Source organism: Streptomyces curacoi, from assembly GCF_001513975.1.
In the GTDB taxonomy this organism is placed as follows: domain Bacteria; phylum Actinomycetota; class Actinomycetes; order Streptomycetales; family Streptomycetaceae; genus Streptomyces; species Streptomyces curacoi.
Genome location: NZ_KQ947990.1, coordinates 101,633 through 116,893, shown reverse-complemented (window position 1 = coordinate 116,893; position 15,261 = coordinate 101,633). Strand labels below are relative to the sequence as shown.

At 69.4% G+C, this 15,261-nt stretch carries 16 protein-coding genes and 1 tRNA gene; 6 read left to right on the top strand and 11 right to left on the bottom strand.

Annotated elements, in window-relative coordinates; all coding sequences use genetic code 11:
* Positions 1 to 365: 365 nt before the first annotated feature.
* Together AQI70_RS23645 and AQI70_RS23640 are read left to right on the top strand one after the other, a co-directional pair.
* Entirely contained in the window at positions 366 to 656 is a 291-nt protein-coding gene (locus AQI70_RS23645) for a hypothetical protein (RefSeq protein WP_004000207.1), read from the top strand.
* Between the two features lie 256 nt (positions 657 to 912).
* The gene (locus AQI70_RS23640) at positions 913 to 1,200 is read left to right on the top strand and encodes a hypothetical protein (protein ID WP_062153340.1); all 288 of its coding nucleotides are present in this window, start codon (positions 913 to 915) and stop codon (positions 1,198 to 1,200) included.
* A 138-nt stretch (positions 1,201 to 1,338) separates the two neighbouring features.
* On the opposite strand, the gene AQI70_RS23635 is transcribed toward AQI70_RS23640, so the two are convergent.
* The 5 genes from AQI70_RS23635 to AQI70_RS23615 all read right to left on the bottom strand — a co-directional run bounded on the left by AQI70_RS23635 (position 1,339) and on the right by AQI70_RS23615 (position 4,167).
* Positions 1,339 to 1,704: a hypothetical protein gene (locus AQI70_RS23635; protein ID WP_244181819.1), complete on the bottom strand. Its 366-nt coding sequence runs from the start codon at positions 1,702 to 1,704 to the stop codon at positions 1,339 to 1,341.
* A gap of 323 nt (positions 1,705 to 2,027) precedes the next feature.
* Positions 2,028 to 2,360, bottom strand: coding sequence for a hypothetical protein (locus AQI70_RS23630; RefSeq protein ID WP_062153338.1), 333 nt, complete (start codon positions 2,358 to 2,360; stop codon positions 2,028 to 2,030).
* A 363-nt stretch (positions 2,361 to 2,723) separates the two neighbouring features.
* Positions 2,724 to 3,086 (bottom strand): hypothetical protein, encoded by a 363-nt coding sequence (locus AQI70_RS23625; protein WP_062153336.1) that lies wholly within the window; start codon positions 3,084 to 3,086, stop codon positions 2,724 to 2,726.
* A 481-nt stretch (positions 3,087 to 3,567) separates the two neighbouring features.
* The gene (locus AQI70_RS23620) at positions 3,568 to 3,804 is read right to left on the bottom strand and encodes a hypothetical protein (RefSeq protein ID WP_062153333.1); all 237 of its coding nucleotides are present in this window, start codon (positions 3,802 to 3,804) and stop codon (positions 3,568 to 3,570) included.
* Between the two features lie 288 nt (positions 3,805 to 4,092).
* Positions 4,093 to 4,167, bottom strand: a tRNA-Thr gene (locus tag AQI70_RS23615).
* A 218-nt stretch (positions 4,168 to 4,385) separates the two neighbouring features.
* Between AQI70_RS23615 and AQI70_RS23610 the strand changes: the two genes are divergently transcribed.
* The 3 genes from AQI70_RS23610 (at position 4,386) to AQI70_RS23600 (ending at position 7,011) form a co-directional block, all read left to right on the top strand.
* A complete protein-coding gene (locus AQI70_RS23610) occupies positions 4,386 to 5,474 on the top strand; it encodes an ABC transporter ATP-binding protein (RefSeq protein WP_062153331.1) in 1,089 nt (362 codons plus the stop codon).
* A 234-nt stretch (positions 5,475 to 5,708) separates the two neighbouring features.
* The gene (locus AQI70_RS23605) at positions 5,709 to 6,167 is read left to right on the top strand and encodes a hypothetical protein (RefSeq protein ID WP_062153329.1); all 459 of its coding nucleotides are present in this window, start codon (positions 5,709 to 5,711) and stop codon (positions 6,165 to 6,167) included.
* A 112-nt stretch (positions 6,168 to 6,279) separates the two neighbouring features.
* A complete protein-coding gene (locus tag AQI70_RS23600; protein WP_062154097.1) occupies positions 6,280 to 7,011 on the top strand; it encodes a nucleotidyltransferase family protein in 732 nt (243 codons plus the stop codon).
* A 568-nt stretch (positions 7,012 to 7,579) separates the two neighbouring features.
* Here AQI70_RS23600 and AQI70_RS23595 read toward each other — a convergent pair.
* The 6 genes from AQI70_RS23595 to AQI70_RS23570 form a co-directional block, all read right to left on the bottom strand.
* Complete coding sequence (locus AQI70_RS23595) at positions 7,580 to 9,235, bottom strand: DoxX family protein (RefSeq protein ID WP_079051449.1); 1,656 nt, start codon at positions 9,233 to 9,235, stop codon at positions 7,580 to 7,582.
* Between the two features lie 134 nt (positions 9,236 to 9,369).
* The gene (gene rlmB, locus AQI70_RS23590; RefSeq protein ID WP_062153324.1) at positions 9,370 to 10,311 is read right to left on the bottom strand and encodes a 23S rRNA (guanosine(2251)-2'-O)-methyltransferase RlmB; all 942 of its coding nucleotides are present in this window, start codon (positions 10,309 to 10,311) and stop codon (positions 9,370 to 9,372) included.
* Positions 10,312 to 10,400: 89 nt separating this feature from the next.
* Positions 10,401 to 11,798 (bottom strand): cysteine--tRNA ligase, encoded by a 1,398-nt coding sequence (cysS, locus tag AQI70_RS23585; protein WP_062153322.1) that lies wholly within the window; start codon positions 11,796 to 11,798, stop codon positions 10,401 to 10,403.
* Positions 11,799 to 11,887: 89 nt separating this feature from the next.
* Positions 11,888 to 12,385, bottom strand: coding sequence for a 2-C-methyl-D-erythritol 2,4-cyclodiphosphate synthase (gene ispF / locus AQI70_RS23580; RefSeq protein ID WP_062153320.1), 498 nt, complete (start codon positions 12,383 to 12,385; stop codon positions 11,888 to 11,890).
* Complete coding sequence (ispD, locus tag AQI70_RS23575) at positions 12,375 to 13,151, bottom strand: 2-C-methyl-D-erythritol 4-phosphate cytidylyltransferase (RefSeq protein ID WP_062153318.1); 777 nt, start codon at positions 13,149 to 13,151, stop codon at positions 12,375 to 12,377. The genes ispF and ispD overlap by 11 nt, the downstream gene beginning before the upstream one ends.
* Before the next feature lie 282 nt (positions 13,152 to 13,433).
* Positions 13,434 to 13,916 (bottom strand): CarD family transcriptional regulator, encoded by a 483-nt coding sequence (locus AQI70_RS23570; RefSeq protein ID WP_003953493.1) that lies wholly within the window; start codon positions 13,914 to 13,916, stop codon positions 13,434 to 13,436.
* A gap of 627 nt (positions 13,917 to 14,543) precedes the next feature.
* Between AQI70_RS23570 and AQI70_RS23565 the strand changes: the two genes are divergently transcribed.
* On the top strand, positions 14,544 to 15,221 hold the full coding sequence (locus tag AQI70_RS23565) for a copper chaperone PCu(A)C domain-containing protein (RefSeq protein WP_062153316.1): 678 nt from the start codon (positions 14,544 to 14,546) through the stop codon (positions 15,219 to 15,221).
* Positions 15,222 to 15,261 lie beyond the last annotated feature (40 nt).

Sequence of the window (15,261 nt, the reverse complement as noted above, 5' to 3'; positions counted from 1 at the left end):
CCCGCGCGGACCCGGCGCCCCTCCCTCACCCGGACCCGTCGCGCGGTCCCCGCGGGAGACGACAGGCGGCCCTCAAGGGGCCGCCATGAACAGCACTTTTATAAGGCCCTTTACGGCTGCCGGACAGCCGGGCGACAACTCCCCGCACGCGCCTTTTCATGATCACCGCGCACACAAAAACGGAGCGCGTTCTTACGCGATACCGCTTCCGGCTTACGCGATGCGGCTTCCGGGTGCTTCCGCGACGAGATCACGAGTCACGGCGCGTCGCCGAGACATGTCGCCATATTTCACATTAATCTCCCATAACTGTACGAAGTCGATCTTTCACAGATCGCACCCACCTCACTCCCACCGGAGATGACATGCACAAGCTTCGCAAGGCTGCCGTCGTGGTCGTGGCCATCGGCAGCGTCGGACTCCTGGGCGCCGGCACCGCCACCGCCGACCAGGGCGGCCACGGCGGCAAGGACGGGGGCAAGTTCAGCGTCCTGCAGAGCTCCCACTGCAAGTCGCACGACCTGAACCTCGACGTCCTCGGCCAGGTCGGCATCCTCAACGGCCTCCTGGGCAACGCGCTCAACGGCGAGGGCAACGCCGGCGGCCAGGACACCCACCTCGGCTCGTCGATGGGCTGCAACAACAGCGCCTTCTAGGCACTGGCGGTCGCACGGGCGACCGACAGCGGGAAACAGGTCCCGGCATCGAGCTCCGGCTCGACGCCGGGACCCTTCTTTTCGACCCGATTCCGTAGGCCCCCAAATGCAATTCACGCAGCAATCAGCCAGAATAGTGTGACTTTTTCAATTCGGCGTGCCTTCGATTGCTTTGGAATATTTCCTATTAGCCTCCGTAATCGTACGAAGTCGATCTGTTTCAGATCGCACCCACTTCACTCCACCGGAGATGAACATGCAGAAGCTCCGCAAGGCCGCCGTCCTGGTCGCCGCTCTCGGGAGCGTCGGGCTCCTGGGCGCCGGCGCCGCCCACGCCGACGGAGGTGGCTGGGGCCAGAAGGGCACGGGCATCAAGATCCTGCAGAGCACCACCTGTAAGTCGCACGACGCCAACGTGGACATCCTCGGCCAGGTCGGCGTCGCCAACGGCCTCGGCGGAAACCTGCTGAACGGCGAGGGCAACCCGGGCGCACAGCAGACCGGCCTCGGCTCGGACATGGGCTGCAACAACAGCGCCTTCTAGGCCGTGACGTAAGCCAAATCCTTTCCCGGTGCCCCGGCCACAGGCCGGGGCACCGGGGGTTTTATCGGCCGACCGCCGCCCGCAAAAACAGAAAATGCCGGACCGGGAGAGCTCCCGGTCCGGCATTTTTCGCCCGCCTCAGAAATTGAACTTGGGCACCTTGAAAGCCTTGGGCGCCTTGTATCCCTTGGGCAGCTTCGCCTTGTTCGAGCAGTCCACAACCGGCCCGGCATGAACGGATTTGCCGTTCACCAGGTTGTCGTCGGGCAGCATGAGGCGCGGCCGCTCGATCGTCTGGCAGTCATGCTTCTGCTTGATGACATACCTGCCCTTCTTGTCCTTGCGGATGGTCTCGCTCTTCTTGATGCAGACGATGTCGCCCTGGGCGGAGATCTTGCATGCACCCTTGGGCTCATCGGCGTGTGCCTGCGCGGCACCGCTGTAGATCACGGCGAGAGTTCCGAGGAGCCCCGAGACGGCTGCGATCCTCTGTCGACCGGTCATGTGCTGCTTCCTTCGACGACGGCATTGGTGCAGCCCGGCCGCGCACCCTGATGGGTTTACTGCGCGTCCGGGCTGCCTTTGCTAAGGGTGTTTGTCCAGCACACCGTTGAGCAGCCGACCTGGCCCAGCAGACGGACATTCAGATCGTGCGCGTGCAAACGGTGTTCCGACGGATGTCGATGCGCCTGTCGTGACATTCGGAGGCGGTGAGCAACGCTAGGGGCCCACTGTGGCGCGGATTACGGAACCACCCGCCCCGCGGCCGTCACGACGACAACCGCAGTGCCCTGAAACTCGCGCATCGAACCCTCGGCACTTCTTCTTTAGTTGGTGGCGGTGGTGGGAGCGGCGTACTCGCCGTAGCCGATGTACTCCGGCGCGGCCTGCGGCGCGGGCTGCGGCGCGGCCTGCGGAGCAGCCTGCGGGGCGGCGGCCTGCGGAGCAGCCTGCGGAGCAGCAGCAGCCGGCGCGGAGTGCCCCTTGTCGTGCGGAGCACCCCAGACGCCCATGGCGTTGGCCGTCGAGGTGGCCACCGCGGTGACGTTCTGACCGTCCCAGTCGTCCTCGTGGGCGAAGGCGGTGCCGGCACCGGCACCCATGGCGGACAGACCCGCGATCGCGGCGGCTACGACGGCAACGCGCTGAAACCTGCGCATAGTTTGACCCTTTCTTCCCGGGCGTGACGCCCTGGCTGACTACTTAATGTGAGCATATACACTTAATCCGTAGCAATTTGGGATCTATGGCCCTTCTCTGTGTCGTGTCGGCTCATGACGAAGAACCCTTCCGTCCGGCTCGCCATGGACGTGAAGGGAATGCCGGAGTCGGCGCCGCGGCGGGTCGCCCGCACCGTTCTCCTTGAGGGAAACGACATTTCCCTGAAGGCGAGTAACGGGCAGCGAGAGGCGGTCACCCATTTGCCGCGCGGATACGTGAACAGCGGATGGCCGGACCAGGTCGGCCTGGTCCGGCCATCCGCTGTTCGAGAGGTGGGGAGCCGTCAGGCCCCGTCCGGTGACTCAGATGGGCAAACCGAGCTGCCCGAGGCGCGGTTCCGTGCTGCCGCTGCTCTCCGAGTCGTCGGGTGACGTGCTGGCACAGGTGATCTCGGGCCCGATCTTGATGCTGCCGTGGTTCATGAGACCGGGAGCGGGCAGGGTCAGCGGCTGCGTCGGCTGGCAGCTCATCGACCGGCGGACGACGAACCCTTCGCCCTCGGTCGTCTCGCCCGTGAGCCGCTGGGTGCAGACGGTGTTGCCCTGGGCGTCGGTGGTGCAGGCGAGCGGGCTCGCCGCGGCATACGCCTGGCCGACGCCGAGACAGGTCATGGCGAGGCCGCCGAGAAGCCCCGCAACGGCCGCGATCTTCTTTCCGTTAAACATGTGTTGCGTCTCCTTTGTGAGGGGTGCCCGGGCGCCGCGCACCGCGAACCGCCGTGCCGCGCCGTGGGATGTCGGAGAGACCGGCCCCGGCATCAGACCCATGTCCGGGCCGTTCGGGGCCGTTTCGCTTACGAAGGGAAGGACCGACCTGCTGAAAGCACTGTTGCCGCAGCGCCCGTGTCCGAGCCGATCGGCTCGGCCGGGGCGCCCGTCGGACGCTCGGCGCCGAGCGCGTCGCCCGGAACACCGCCGGGCAGCCTGCTCTCGCCGAGGGTTCGAGGTTCAGGTCGTGCGGTTCACGGGCGCCGGGGCAGAGTGCCCGCAACGACTCGACGGCGCACCGGAGTTGAAGGCCGTCGCGCACGCATACGGGCCGGAGCAGCACTCTCGCTCCCCCAGGCATCCGCGCGTGAACGGGCCCCTTCGGGGGTGAGCCCGAAGGGGCCCGCGGAAGGAGTCGCGCACGACTACGCCGGCGACCTCAGCCGGTGAAGGCGTTGTTGAACTGGCCGCAGGTGGTGTCGAACGTCTCGGAGAGACCGAGCACGGCGAGCGGGACATTGCCCTCCGCCACCGTCTGCGGGCTGCACTCCTGGTACGGGCGGTAGAGGTCGGAGACGTGCGGCGCACGGTCGTAGGCGACACCGGTACCGGCGCCGATGGCGCCCAGGCTGCCGGCCGCCGCTGCGACGATCATGACCTGCTGAAGCTTGCGCATGGAACCCTCGGTTCTTTCACTACATGTACATTGAGGCTGATTGCCCACTGTGACGGAACGAACACTAGCAGTAGCGACACGGTTCCATGCCGGTCCATGTCCCGTGTCCCATCAGGGACATGGTGCGTAGGGGGTTGCATCGGCGAAGCCGAGAAGGAGTGCCCGCAGGCATCGGGAAGAGGCCGAAGCGGCCGGTGGCGGGCAGTAGCGGCCCATGGGCGGAACGTGGCCACATGGTGGCGCTCACTACTGCCGCGCCCACTGCGGCGGGGTGATCCCCGCTGTCGGAGCCCCCTGTCGGATTCGAACCGACGACCTGCTGTTTACAAGACAGCCGCTCTGGACCAGCTGAGCTAAGGAGGCCTGCACACGCCTGATGCGCACGCGCCCGTGCAGTGTACCCAGGTTCCGGGGAGGCCCTGTCGAAAATTTCCGCGAAGTTCACATGCCTCCGGGTACTGACAGAGCGGGCGAACGCCAGGTAGCGTCCAGATCCAGTCCACACGTGTGGACTAAACCAACCACCTTCCTACAACGGATCGTCCGGCACGTTCCTGCCGGTAGAAGGGGGCCCATTCACCATGGCCACTGTCTCGTTCGACAAGGCGACCCGGATCTACCCGGGCACCGAGAAGCCCGCCGTCGACGCGCTCGACATCCACATCGAGGACGGGGAGTTCCTCGTCCTGGTCGGCCCGTCCGGTTGCGGAAAGTCCACCTCCCTCCGCATGCTCGCGGGCCTCGAAGACGTGAACGCCGGCGCCATCCGCATCGGTGACCGCGACGTCACGCACCTGCCGCCGAAGGACCGGGACATCGCCATGGTGTTCCAGAACTACGCGCTGTACCCGCACATGACGGTCGCCGACAACATGGGCTTCGCGCTCAAGATCGCCGGTGTGCCGAAGGCGGAGATCCGCCAGAAGGTCGAGGAGGCCGCGAAGATCCTCGACCTCTCCGAGTACCTGGACCGCAAGCCGAAGGCGCTCTCCGGCGGTCAGCGCCAGCGTGTCGCGATGGGCCGCGCCATCGTGCGTGAGCCGCAGGTGTTCCTCATGGACGAGCCGCTGTCCAACCTGGACGCCAAGCTCCGTGTGTCCACCCGTACGCAGATCGCCTCGCTCCAGCGCCGCCTGGGCATCACCACCGTCTACGTCACCCACGACCAGGTCGAGGCCATGACGATGGGCGACCGCGTGGCGGTCCTCAAGGACGGTCTGCTCCAGCAGATCGACACCCCGCGCAACATGTACGACAAGCCCGCCAACCTCTTCGTGGCCGGCTTCATCGGCTCGCCCGCGATGAACCTGGTCGAGGTGCCGATCACCGACGGCGGTGTGAAGTTCGGCAACTCGGTGGTGCCCGTCGACCGCGACGCGCTCGCCGCCGCCCCCGACAAGACCGTCACCGTCGGCGTCCGTCCCGAGCACTTCGACGTGGCCGGCGCCGAGTCGGACCAAGGCCTCGCGGTCACCGTCAACGTGGTCGAGGAGCTCGGCGCCGACGCGTACGTCTACGGCACCGCCAAGGTCGGCGAGGAGTCCAAGGACCTCGTCGTCCGCGTCAGCGGCCGTGACGTCCCGGAGAAGGGCAGCACGCTGCACATCGTCCCGCGGTCCGGCGAGACCCACGTGTTCTCGACCTCGACGGGTGAGCGGCTCTCCGACTGAGGGCGCGTCTGAAGAGCGAACAGAGGCAGTACAACCCCGGGTAATTCACCCAGGTTGACGAAGCGGGCCCCGCAGAGCGCTGCGGGGCCCTTTTCGTTGTCGACAAATACCCCGGCAGACCGGGTCATTTCGAGCGCTGTACGTCAACACAGGACCAAGGGAAGGCCATTGCTTCATCCCCCGAACCGGTGACTAAATGTCGCCATATCAGTACCGAACGCTACCCTCACTCGCGTGAAGCACTCCACCACCCAACAGACACGACGCGGCCACCGGGGCCCCGCCCGCCAGCTCGGCCGCACTCTCGCCCTCGTCCTGCCCGTCGTCCTGGTGCTCTCCGGGACCCTCGCGGTCACCCGGGTCAACTGGTCGGGGAACCCCTCGGACTCGGTGCTCGCCGCGACCGACGTCACAACCGCGGGTGACGCGAAGAACACCGCTCCGCGCGCCCCACAGGACGTGCTGCGCGACCGGCTCCTGACCGAGCTGCAGGAGAAGAACCCGGGCGTCGCCCTCACCCACCTCCAGCAGGCCGTCAACGAGCGCCCGTCGCTCGCCCGGCACTGTGCCTCGATCGCCCGCGCCCTTGGCCGCGCCGCGGTGCGCGTGTACGGTCCGACGCGGGCGCAGTCGTATGCCCGCCCGGTCTGCGACACCGCCTTCGCGTCGGGCGTGGCGGCGGCGCACAGGTAGCCACCGTTCAGAACAGCTGCTCAGAGGAACACTTCCGTTCCAGACCGTAACGGCTGATTCACGAATGGTTGTCGGCGAATGCCGCGAGCGGGGCGCCGCGTACAGTTCGGTCATGACTGATCCGAACGCCGCGTCCCGCCCCGTTCAAGCCGTCGTGCTCGCCGGGGGCCAGGGTTCCCGTCTGCGTCCGTACACCGATGACCGGCCCAAGCCGATGGTCGAGATCCCCGGCACGGGGACGCCGATCATCGGCCACCAGCTCGCCTGGCTCGCCGAGGAGGGCGTGACGGACGTGGTGGTCAGTTGCGGCCACCTCGCCGAGGTCCTGCAGGACTGGCTGAAGACGGCCGACCTCCCGGTGCGCGTCACGACCGTCGTCGAGACGGAGCCGCTCGGCCGGGGCGGCGGACTGAAGTACGCGGCGGCGCACCTGCCGCACCCCGACAAGCCGTGGTACGCCACCAACGGCGACATCTGGACCCGTTTCTCGCTGCGCGACATGGCCGACTTCCACACCGAGCGCGATGCCGTCGCGACGCTGGCCCTCGCCCGGCCGCGCATCCCGTGGGGGGCGGTCAAGACGGACGGCTTCGGCCACATCACGGACTTCATCGAGTCCCCGCCGTCGACCTTCGAGATCAACGCGGGTGTCTACGTCTTCTCGCCCGCCTTCGCCGGCCTCCTCCCCGAACGCGGCGACCACGAACGCACCACCTTCCCCCACCTGGCCCGAGAACGCCGCCTGGCCGGCTTCCCGATCCCCCAGGGCGCGTACTGGCGGGCCATCGACACCGCGAAGGACCTGACGGAGGCAGCGAAGGAACTGGCGGCGCTGGGCCGCTGACGCCTCCGGCGGTGGGGCGGGTGCGATGCCTGCGGCAGCCTGCGCGGGTGGGTGGGGGTGCGCGTAGCGCCTTGGGTTGCGTTGTGGGGCGGGGCCGCGCCGGGGGGTGTCCGTCCTCGGACCGGCGGCACCCTTAGGCCAAGAGGTGCCGCGCGTTGACGCCGGCCACTGCGGGCGGACACCCCCCGACACGTCCCCTTCCCGCCGTGGGCGACTGCGGCGCCGCGGGGGTACGCGCCCCATCGACGCCGGTCGGCATTGGTCAGCCCGTCCGGCGTTTGAGGACGAGGCCCCTTCAGGGCCGAAGCGGGGGTCCAGGGGGCGGCAGCCCCCCCCCTGGCGGGGTCGAAGGGGCGGAGCCCCTGGAGGTGGGACGGGTAGGGGCGGCGGGGGCGAGGAAAGGCCGGGGGCGACCGCAACGGGTCCGCTCAGGCGCCGCGCCGGGCAAGCCGCAGGGGGCGGCATGGCGTCCCACGGCGATGGGCCCCGGAATCGTCTCCGGGGCCCATCGTCGTCGTACTCGGCATTCTGTTGTGCGTGTCGGCCGGTGGGCCGCCTGCCGAGGTCTCTACCCCAACAGGCCGCCCACGAGGCCCGGTTCGCCGGAGGAGGAATCCCCGCCGGTCGAGCCGCCGCCGGAGGACGGGCCGCCGGTCGGGCCGGTGCTGGTGCTGGGTGCCTGGTCGGCCGGGGTGGACTGCTGCGGCGGGGCCTGCCCCGCGGTGCCCTGCGTCTGGCTGGGCATACCGGCGCCGACGCTGCCCGCGTCGCTGGTGGCGCCCGGCGTGGTCGCGGCACCGGACGGGGTGGCCGCGCCCGACGTGGCGCCCTGGGTGGGCGAGTCGGCGGCCGACGGCGTCCTCTTGTGACGCTTGTCGGGCTCCTGCGGCAGGGGCGAGCCGGGCAGTTCGTTGCGGGGCGCCTCACCGGGCCCGGGGACGACCACGCGGTCGGCGTCGCGGACGGCACCGCCGAGCAGGGAGCCGACCAGCAGAGTGAGGCCGGTGACGATCACCGTGATCAGGGCGCCGCGGCGCAGGACGTAGCTGCGCAGCTCCCAGATGTCGGAGCGGGGGCCGAGACGGCGCCAGGCCATGCCGGCGAGGCGGCCGTCGATCGAGTAGACGGGGGCGCCGGCGATGATCAGCGGGGACCACGCGGCGAGGTAGATGATGTCAGGGGCGTCGTAGACGGGGACGCTCTTCCAGCTGACGGTGACCAGGAGCGCGGCGGACAGCAGGGCGCCGACGACGGCCGCGACCCGCTGCCAGCAGCCCAGGACCGTGAGGACGCCCACGATGACCTGGAAGAAGGCGATGACGAGGCCGGAACCGATGGGGTGTTCGAGAGCGAACTGGCGGAGCGGCTCGGCGACTTCCCAGGGGTGCAGGGTGTTGAGCCACTTCACCATCGAGCCGCGCTTGCCACCGTCGAAGTAGACGGGGTCGCACAGCTTGCCCATGCCGGCGTAGATGGAGATGAAGCCGAGGAAGACGCGCAGGGGGAGGAGGACGACGCCCAGGTTCATCCGGCGGCCGGGGTAGTAGGCGTGCCGCGCCGGGTCGTCGCCGTGCCGTTTGAGCGGCGTGTCGGTCTCGGCCGCCCCGTCGGCTTCCTCGAAGACGCCGTCGTCGTAGGCCGCTTCCCCGTCGTACGGCACTTGATCGTCGTAGGCGCTCTCGACGGTGCGCATGTGGGGCAGGAGCCGGGTCTCGACGGACTCGTGCGTGCGCTGCGCGCCCACGAGCGGCGTTTCGACGGTCTGCTCCAACGCGTCGTCGTAACCACCCTCGTAGCGGCCGTCATAGCCGCCGACCGCCACGCGTGGGATGACCTGGGTGCCCCCGCCGCCGGGGACCGGCTCGTCGCCGTGGCGGACGCTGCCGTCCCGCACGGCCTGGAGCAGCCGGTGGGCTCCGGTGTCGTCGGGCGCGGACGTGCCGTTCCAGACGGAGACCCGGCGGCGGGCGCCGGGGGCCGCGCCCGCTCTGGCGGCCGCGTTGACGACGGGGATGCGGGCGGTGTCCTCGGTGGCGCTGAAGTGCCGTGCGATGCGCGGGGATTTGGTGCGCCCGGTCGACGCGCCCAACAACACGCGGAAGCTCGCGTGATTGACGATGATCTGCGCCGGATCGCTCGGCACCTTCACCATGCTCAGCGCGGGAGCGTCGTCGTATCCCGACGAGCGGTCCCCCGTGGGTGTGCGGGGTGTTCTGGTGTCCACACTCAACTAACCGAGTGACGTGACGTTAGGACACTGCCTTGACCGGCCGGATCTGTCCGGACTCCGTCAAAGATGCGCAGGTCGCACCACTGTCACCAGAATTACCCCGCACGGGTGACGCAACGGACATGTGTTCAGCCGCGTCGGCGGGACGCCTCGTACAGGACGATTCCGGCCGCCACACCGGCGTTGAGGGACTCCGCGCCGCCCGGCATCGGGATGCGGACGCGGAAGTCGCACGTCTCGCCGACGAGCCGGGACAGGCCCTTGCCCTCGCTGCCCACAACGATGACGACCGGGCCCCCCAGGGCCTCCAGGTCGCCGAGTTCGACCTCGCCGTCGGCGGCGAGACCGACGACCACGATGCCCGCCTTCTTGTACGACTCCAGGGCGCGGGTGAGGTTCGTGGCGCGGGCGACGGGAGTGCGGGCCGCCGTACCGGCGGACGTCTTCCAGGCACCGGCGGTCATGCCGGCGGCGCGGCGCTCGGGGACGACGACGCCGTGGCCGCCGAAGGCGGAGACCGAGCGGACGACGGCACCGAGGTTGCGCGGGTCGGTCACCCCGTCGAGCGCGACGATCAGCGGGTCCTCGCCCTCCTCGGCGGCGGCGTCGGCGAGGTCCTCGGGGTGGGCGTACTCGTAGGGCGGGACCTGGAGGACCAGGCCCTGGTGGTTGAGGCCGTTCGTCATGCGGTCCAGCTCGGGGCGCGGGGCCTCCATGAGGTTGATGCCGCCGCGCTCGGCGGCGAGCTGGAGGGCCTCGCGGACGCGCTCGTCGTTGTCGATGAACTGCTGGACGTAGAGCGTGGAGGCCGGGACGCCCCCGCGCAGTGCCTCGACCACCGGGTTGCGGCCGACGACCAGCTCGGACGACGCCTTGCCGCCACGGCCGCGCGGCGCGGGACGGCGTACGGCCTGCTTCGCCTTGGCGGTGGCGATGCGGTTCTTCTTGTGCCCCTTGCGCATCTCGGCCGGCGGGGTCGGGCCCTTGCCCTCCAGACCCTTGCGTCGCTGGCCGCCACTGCCGACCTGCGCGCCCTTCTTGCCGGACATGCGGCGGTTGTTCGCGGCCATGACCTACCTGTCTGTCGTGAAGTGTTCGTACGTACGTCTATGCAGTGTGCCGCCCGGAGGCCCGGGCGGCACAATCGATCAACGCGGTGCTACCGCGGGCCGAGGCTCCAGCGCGGCCCCTGCGGGCTGTCCTCGATGACGAGGCCCGACTGGCCCAGCTGGTCGCGGATGGCGTCCGCGGTGGCCCAGTCCTTGCGGGAGCGGGCCGCCTCGCGCTGGTCGAGGACCATGCGGACCAGGGTGTCGACCACGCCGTGGAGGTCCTCGCCGCGGTCGGTCTCGCCGGCCCAGTGCGGGTCGAGCGGGTCCAGGCCCAGGACGCCGAGCATGGCCCGCAGCTCGGCGAAGCGGGCGACGGCGGCTTCCTTGTCGTCGGCCGCCAGCGCGCTGTTGCCCTGCCGGACGGTGGTGTGCACAACGGCGAGCGCCTGCGGGACGCCCAAGTCGTCGTCCATCGCCTCGGCGAAGGCGGGCGGCACCTCGGCGGACGGCTCGACGACGCCCGCCTTCTCCACCACGCGCTGCACGAAGCCCTCGATGCGCGCGAACGCCGACTCGGCCTCGCGCAGGGCGTCCTCGCTGTACTCGATGGTGGAGCGGTAGTGCGGGGTGCCCAGGTAGTAGCGCAGGACGATGGGGCGCCACTGCTTGACCATCTCGGACACCAGGACGCTGTTGCCGAGCGACTTGGACATCTTCTCGCCGCTCATGGTGACCCAGGCGTTGTGCACCCAGTAGTGGGCGAACTCGTCGCCGTAGGCCTTGGCCTGGGCGATCTCGTTCTCGTGGTGCGGGAAGACCAGGTCGAGTCCGCCGCCGTGGATGTCGAAGGCGGAGCCCAGGTACTTGTGCGCCATCGCCGAGCACTCCAGGTGCCAGCCCGGACGGCCCCGGCCCCACGGCGTCTCCCAGTCGGGCTCACCCGGCTTGGCGGCCTTCCACATCGCGAAGTCGCGCGGGTCCCGCTTGCCGGTGATGCCCTCCTCGGCGGGCTGCCGCATCTCGTCGAGGTCCTGCCGGGACAGCTCCAGGTAGGAGGGCCAGGAGCGGACGTCGAAGTAGACGCTGCCGTCCGCCTCGTAGGCGTGTCCGCGCTCGATGAGACCGCGCATCATCTCGACCATCTCGGTGATGTGGCCGGTGGCGCGGGGCTCGTACGTCGGCGGGAGGCAGCCGAGGGCGGTGTAGCCGTCGGTGAAGGCGCGCTCGTTCTCGTAGCCGATGGACCACCAAGGGCGGTTCTGGTCGACCGACTTGGTGATGATCTTGTCGTCGATGTCCGTGACGTTCCGGATGAACGTCACCTCATAGCCGCGGTAGTCGAACCAGCGGCGCATGATGTCGAAGTTGAGACCGGAGCGGATGTGCCCGATGTGCGGCGCGGCCTGCACGGTGGCGCCACAGAGGTAGATCGAGACACAGCCCGGCTTGAGCGGGGTGAAGTCACGGATCTGCCGGGCGCTGGTGTCGTACAGGCGAATGGTCACGACACCAGGGTAGTGGGCGGACAGGAGTGCCCTGGGACCTTCGGCTCAAGGGGGGACGTATTCGTGACGTCCCCCGCGGCGAGTGCCGCTCAGCCGGCCCGTACCACCAGTGCCGTGGCCACCGCCATCAGTCCCTCGTCGCGCCCCGGGAAGCCCAGCCCGTCCGTGGTCGCGCCCGACACGGACACCGGTGCGCCGGCCGCCTCCGACAGGATCTTCTGCGCCTCGTCGCGCCGCTTGCCGATCTTGGGGCGGGGGCCGACGACCTGGACGGCGATGTTGCCGATCCGGAAGCCCGCCTCGCGCACGATCCGGGCCGCCTCGGTCAGGAGTACGACCCCGGAGGCACCGGACCACTCGGGGCGCCCCGTGCCGAAGTGCTGCCCCAGGTCGCCGAGGCCGGCCGCCGAGAACAGCGCGTTGCACGCGGCGTGCGCGACCACGTCCGCGTCGGAGTGACCGGCGAGACCCGGTCCCTCGCCCTCCCACTTCAGGCCCGCGCACCACAGCTCGCGGCCCTCCTCGAAGGCGTGGATGTCGGTGCCGATGCCGACCTGGGGCAGCGGCATTTCCGTCTCAGAAGCCATCGTTCAGCCTCCGGCGGGCCAGGACCGCCTCCGCCAGGACCAGGTCCAGCGGGCGCGTGACCTTGAAGGCCTCCTCGTGGCCGGGCACGGCCACCACCGTCAGGCCGAGCCGCTCCACCATGCCGGCGTCGTCGGTGACGTCGCCGGTCACCGTCTCGTGCGCACGCATCAGCGTGGCACGGTCGAAGCCCTGGGGGGTCTGTACGGCGCGGAGGCGGGCGCGCTGCGGCGTGGCGACCACCGGTTCGGGCTCGCCGGTGACGGCTGCCGGCTCGACCTCCTTGACCGTGTCCGCGAGCGGCAGCGCGGGCACGACGGCCGAGGCGCCGTCCCGTACCGCCTCGATCACCGCGTCCACCGTGTCCACCGGGACCAGCGGGCGCGCCGCGTCGTGCACCAGCACGATGTCGTAGTCGGGCGGCAGCGCGTCCAGGCCGAGCTTCACCGACTCCTGGCGCGACTCCCCGCCGGGGACCACCAGGAAATCGGTCCGCTCGGGCAGCGCGTGCGCGTCGAGCAGGCTCTTGACCTCGGCGGCTCCGTCCGGCGGGGCCACGACGACCACGAGGGAGACGGCGCGGGAGGCGGCCATCGCGCGGACGGCGTGGATGAGCATCGGCGTGCCGTTCAGCGCGCGAAGCGCTTTGGGGGCGCCCGGACCAAGGCGCACGCCCCGGCCGGCGGCCGGGATCACGACGGCCGTACGGGGCCCGGCAGGGCTCCCGGGGCGGGCTTCCGTGGGCGAAGGACGCGAAACGTCAGACATCGGTTCCTGTCAGGTTTGTGTGCTCGGCCAACTTGGGTATGGCCACAGCGTGCCGGGCGCGACGCCTTGACGGACCCTTCCGTGACAGTCGGTCGAGCCAGCTGCCCGGGCCCGGCACGTCGAGTATCGGGGGCTCCCGAAGCAGGGCATACCCCGAGGTGAGACGTACAGCGCCTGTGAGCGAACATGCCGCAGCGCCCGGCGACGGCATTACGTCATCGGGCACCGCGGCACTTTTTGAAACAACACAGCACTGTGCTGAACTGAGGCGGACGGACCGCGTCAGGACGCGAGGACCTCGTCGAGCAGGGCCTCGGCCTTGTCCTCGTTGGTGTTCTCCGCGAGGGCGAGCTCGCTCACCAGGATCTGGCGCGCCTTGGCGAGCATGCGCTTCTCACCGGCGGAGAGTCCACGCTCGCGCTCACGACGCCACAGGTCACGCACGACTTCCGCGACCTTGATGACATCGCCGGAGGCGAGCTTCTCCAGATTTGCCTTGTAACGACGCGACCAGTTCGTGGGCTCCTCGGCGTACGGCGCGCGCAGCACCTCGAAGACCCGGTCCAGCCCGTCCTGACCGACCACATCACGCACGCCGACGAACTCCGCATTGTCCGCTGGCACACGTACCGTCAGGTCACCCTGGGCGACCTTCAGCACCAAGTAGGTCTTGTCCACGCCTTTGATCTGGCGAGTTTCGATGGCCTCGATCAGCGCGGCCCCGTGATGGGGATAGACCACGGTGTCGCCAACCTTGAACGTCATGTGACAGGTACCCCTTCCGTGGCTATCCAGGGTAACACGGATACGGCGTCTTCTGAATGGCGTTTTCGCAGGTCAGGGCATATCTCGGGGCTTGACAACCCCAACAGGAACGTGCTTCGCGGGCCGAGCGGAAGAAGGTATTCGCAGGTCGGAGCGGCTCTACGGGGGAGGTGAAACGCGTACGTTACACACATCCAGAGGGCCGTCCGAGTGGCCGAACGTCCGCATATGTCCGGTTCCAAGTGTGCGACTTCCGCTACTCCGTTCGGTGTCCGGAGGCGGATCCCGGTCGAATCCGGAATTGATCACGGCCAGGTCTCGGGCCCGGCCGTTGATCAATTTCTGCGCGGTCGCGCATTCCTTCACGGAAATTTTGCGCGAGTGCTTGTGAGGGGCTTATGTGAATGGTGGACGAGCCCTCCCGGCAACTCGCGGGGGCAATGTGACTCGTGGGTCACTTGTGGGTGGCGGGACCGGTGAGACAAGAGGCACTTGGACGGCAGTTCGGCGCTCAGGGGAGGGTCGGGTGCGGTGGCGTGGGAACGGCTCGGTAACCTAAGGCCGCTGACAGACACTTAGGGCGGCTTTATGCGCCCGCCCCGTTCGAGTCAAGGAGTTGCCGCCGCCGTGAGCAGCAGCCTTCGACGCGGCGCCCTCGCCGCTGCCGCCATCGCGTTCTCCGTCGCCTCGCTCGCCGCGTGCGGCGCCGGCAACAACAGCCAGACGCTGCAGATCAAGCCGGACAACGCGGCCACGACGGTCGGTGACATCAAGATCCAGAACGCCGTGGTCATCACCCAGCCCGACCTGGAGTCGACCGGCCCGGCCGCGATCTCCGCGACCCTGTTCAACTCCGGCCGCACCGCCCAGACGCTGGACGCGATCAAGGTGGACGGCACCGACAAGACCGCCGAGCTCAAGCCCGCCAAGGGCGGTAGCCTGACCATCCCGGCCGGCGGCTCGCTCATCCTCGGCGGCAAGGACAACGCCGCCGCGGTGCTGCCCAGCAGCCGCGAGGCCATCCAGGACGGCAACGCGCAGAAGATCACCTTCACCTTCAGCAAGACCGGTGACGTGAGTCTGCGCGCCTTCGTCGTCCCGGCCGAGCACTACTTCGAGGGCTGGGGCCCGAGCGCGGTCCCGGCGGCGCCGGGCGCGACGGCCTCCCCGAGCGCCACGAACGAGCCGGGCCAGGGTGCGGGCACCGGCACCTCGCCCACGCCGGCCGACACCGCCTCGGGCACGCCGACGGGCACCCCGACGGACGCGGTGTCCGCCTCGCACGAGGCCGGCGCCGGTCACTGAGCGGTCGTACGGCGGTCGTACGGTCGTAGTGGACGAAAAG

Coding starts and splice junctions, on each gene's coding strand:
- AQI70_RS23645 (WP_004000207.1), top strand. CDS start 366: ATGCACAAGCTTCGCAAGGCTGCCGTCGTGGTCGTGGCCATCGGCAGC.
- AQI70_RS23640 (WP_062153340.1), top strand. CDS start 913: ATGCAGAAGCTCCGCAAGGCCGCCGTCCTGGTCGCCGCTCTCGGGAGC.
- AQI70_RS23635 (WP_244181819.1), bottom strand. CDS start 1,704: ATGACCGGTCGACAGAGGATCGCAGCCGTCTCGGGGCTCCTCGGAACT.
- AQI70_RS23630 (WP_062153338.1), bottom strand. CDS start 2,360: ATGCGCAGGTTTCAGCGCGTTGCCGTCGTAGCCGCCGCGATCGCGGGT.
- AQI70_RS23625 (WP_062153336.1), bottom strand. CDS start 3,086: ATGTTTAACGGAAAGAAGATCGCGGCCGTTGCGGGGCTTCTCGGCGGC.
- AQI70_RS23620 (WP_062153333.1), bottom strand. CDS start 3,804: ATGCGCAAGCTTCAGCAGGTCATGATCGTCGCAGCGGCGGCCGGCAGC.
- AQI70_RS23610 (WP_062153331.1), top strand. CDS start 4,386: ATGGCCACTGTCTCGTTCGACAAGGCGACCCGGATCTACCCGGGCACC.
- AQI70_RS23600 (WP_062154097.1), top strand. CDS start 6,280: ATGACTGATCCGAACGCCGCGTCCCGCCCCGTTCAAGCCGTCGTGCTC.
- rlmB (WP_062153324.1), bottom strand. CDS start 10,311: ATGGCCGCGAACAACCGCCGCATGTCCGGCAAGAAGGGCGCGCAGGTC.
- ispF (WP_062153320.1), bottom strand. CDS start 12,385: ATGGCTTCTGAGACGGAAATGCCGCTGCCCCAGGTCGGCATCGGCACC.
- ispD (WP_062153318.1), bottom strand. CDS start 13,151: ATGTCTGACGTTTCGCGTCCTTCGCCCACGGAAGCCCGCCCCGGGAGC.
- AQI70_RS23570 (WP_003953493.1), bottom strand. CDS start 13,916: ATGACGTTCAAGGTTGGCGACACCGTGGTCTATCCCCATCACGGGGCC.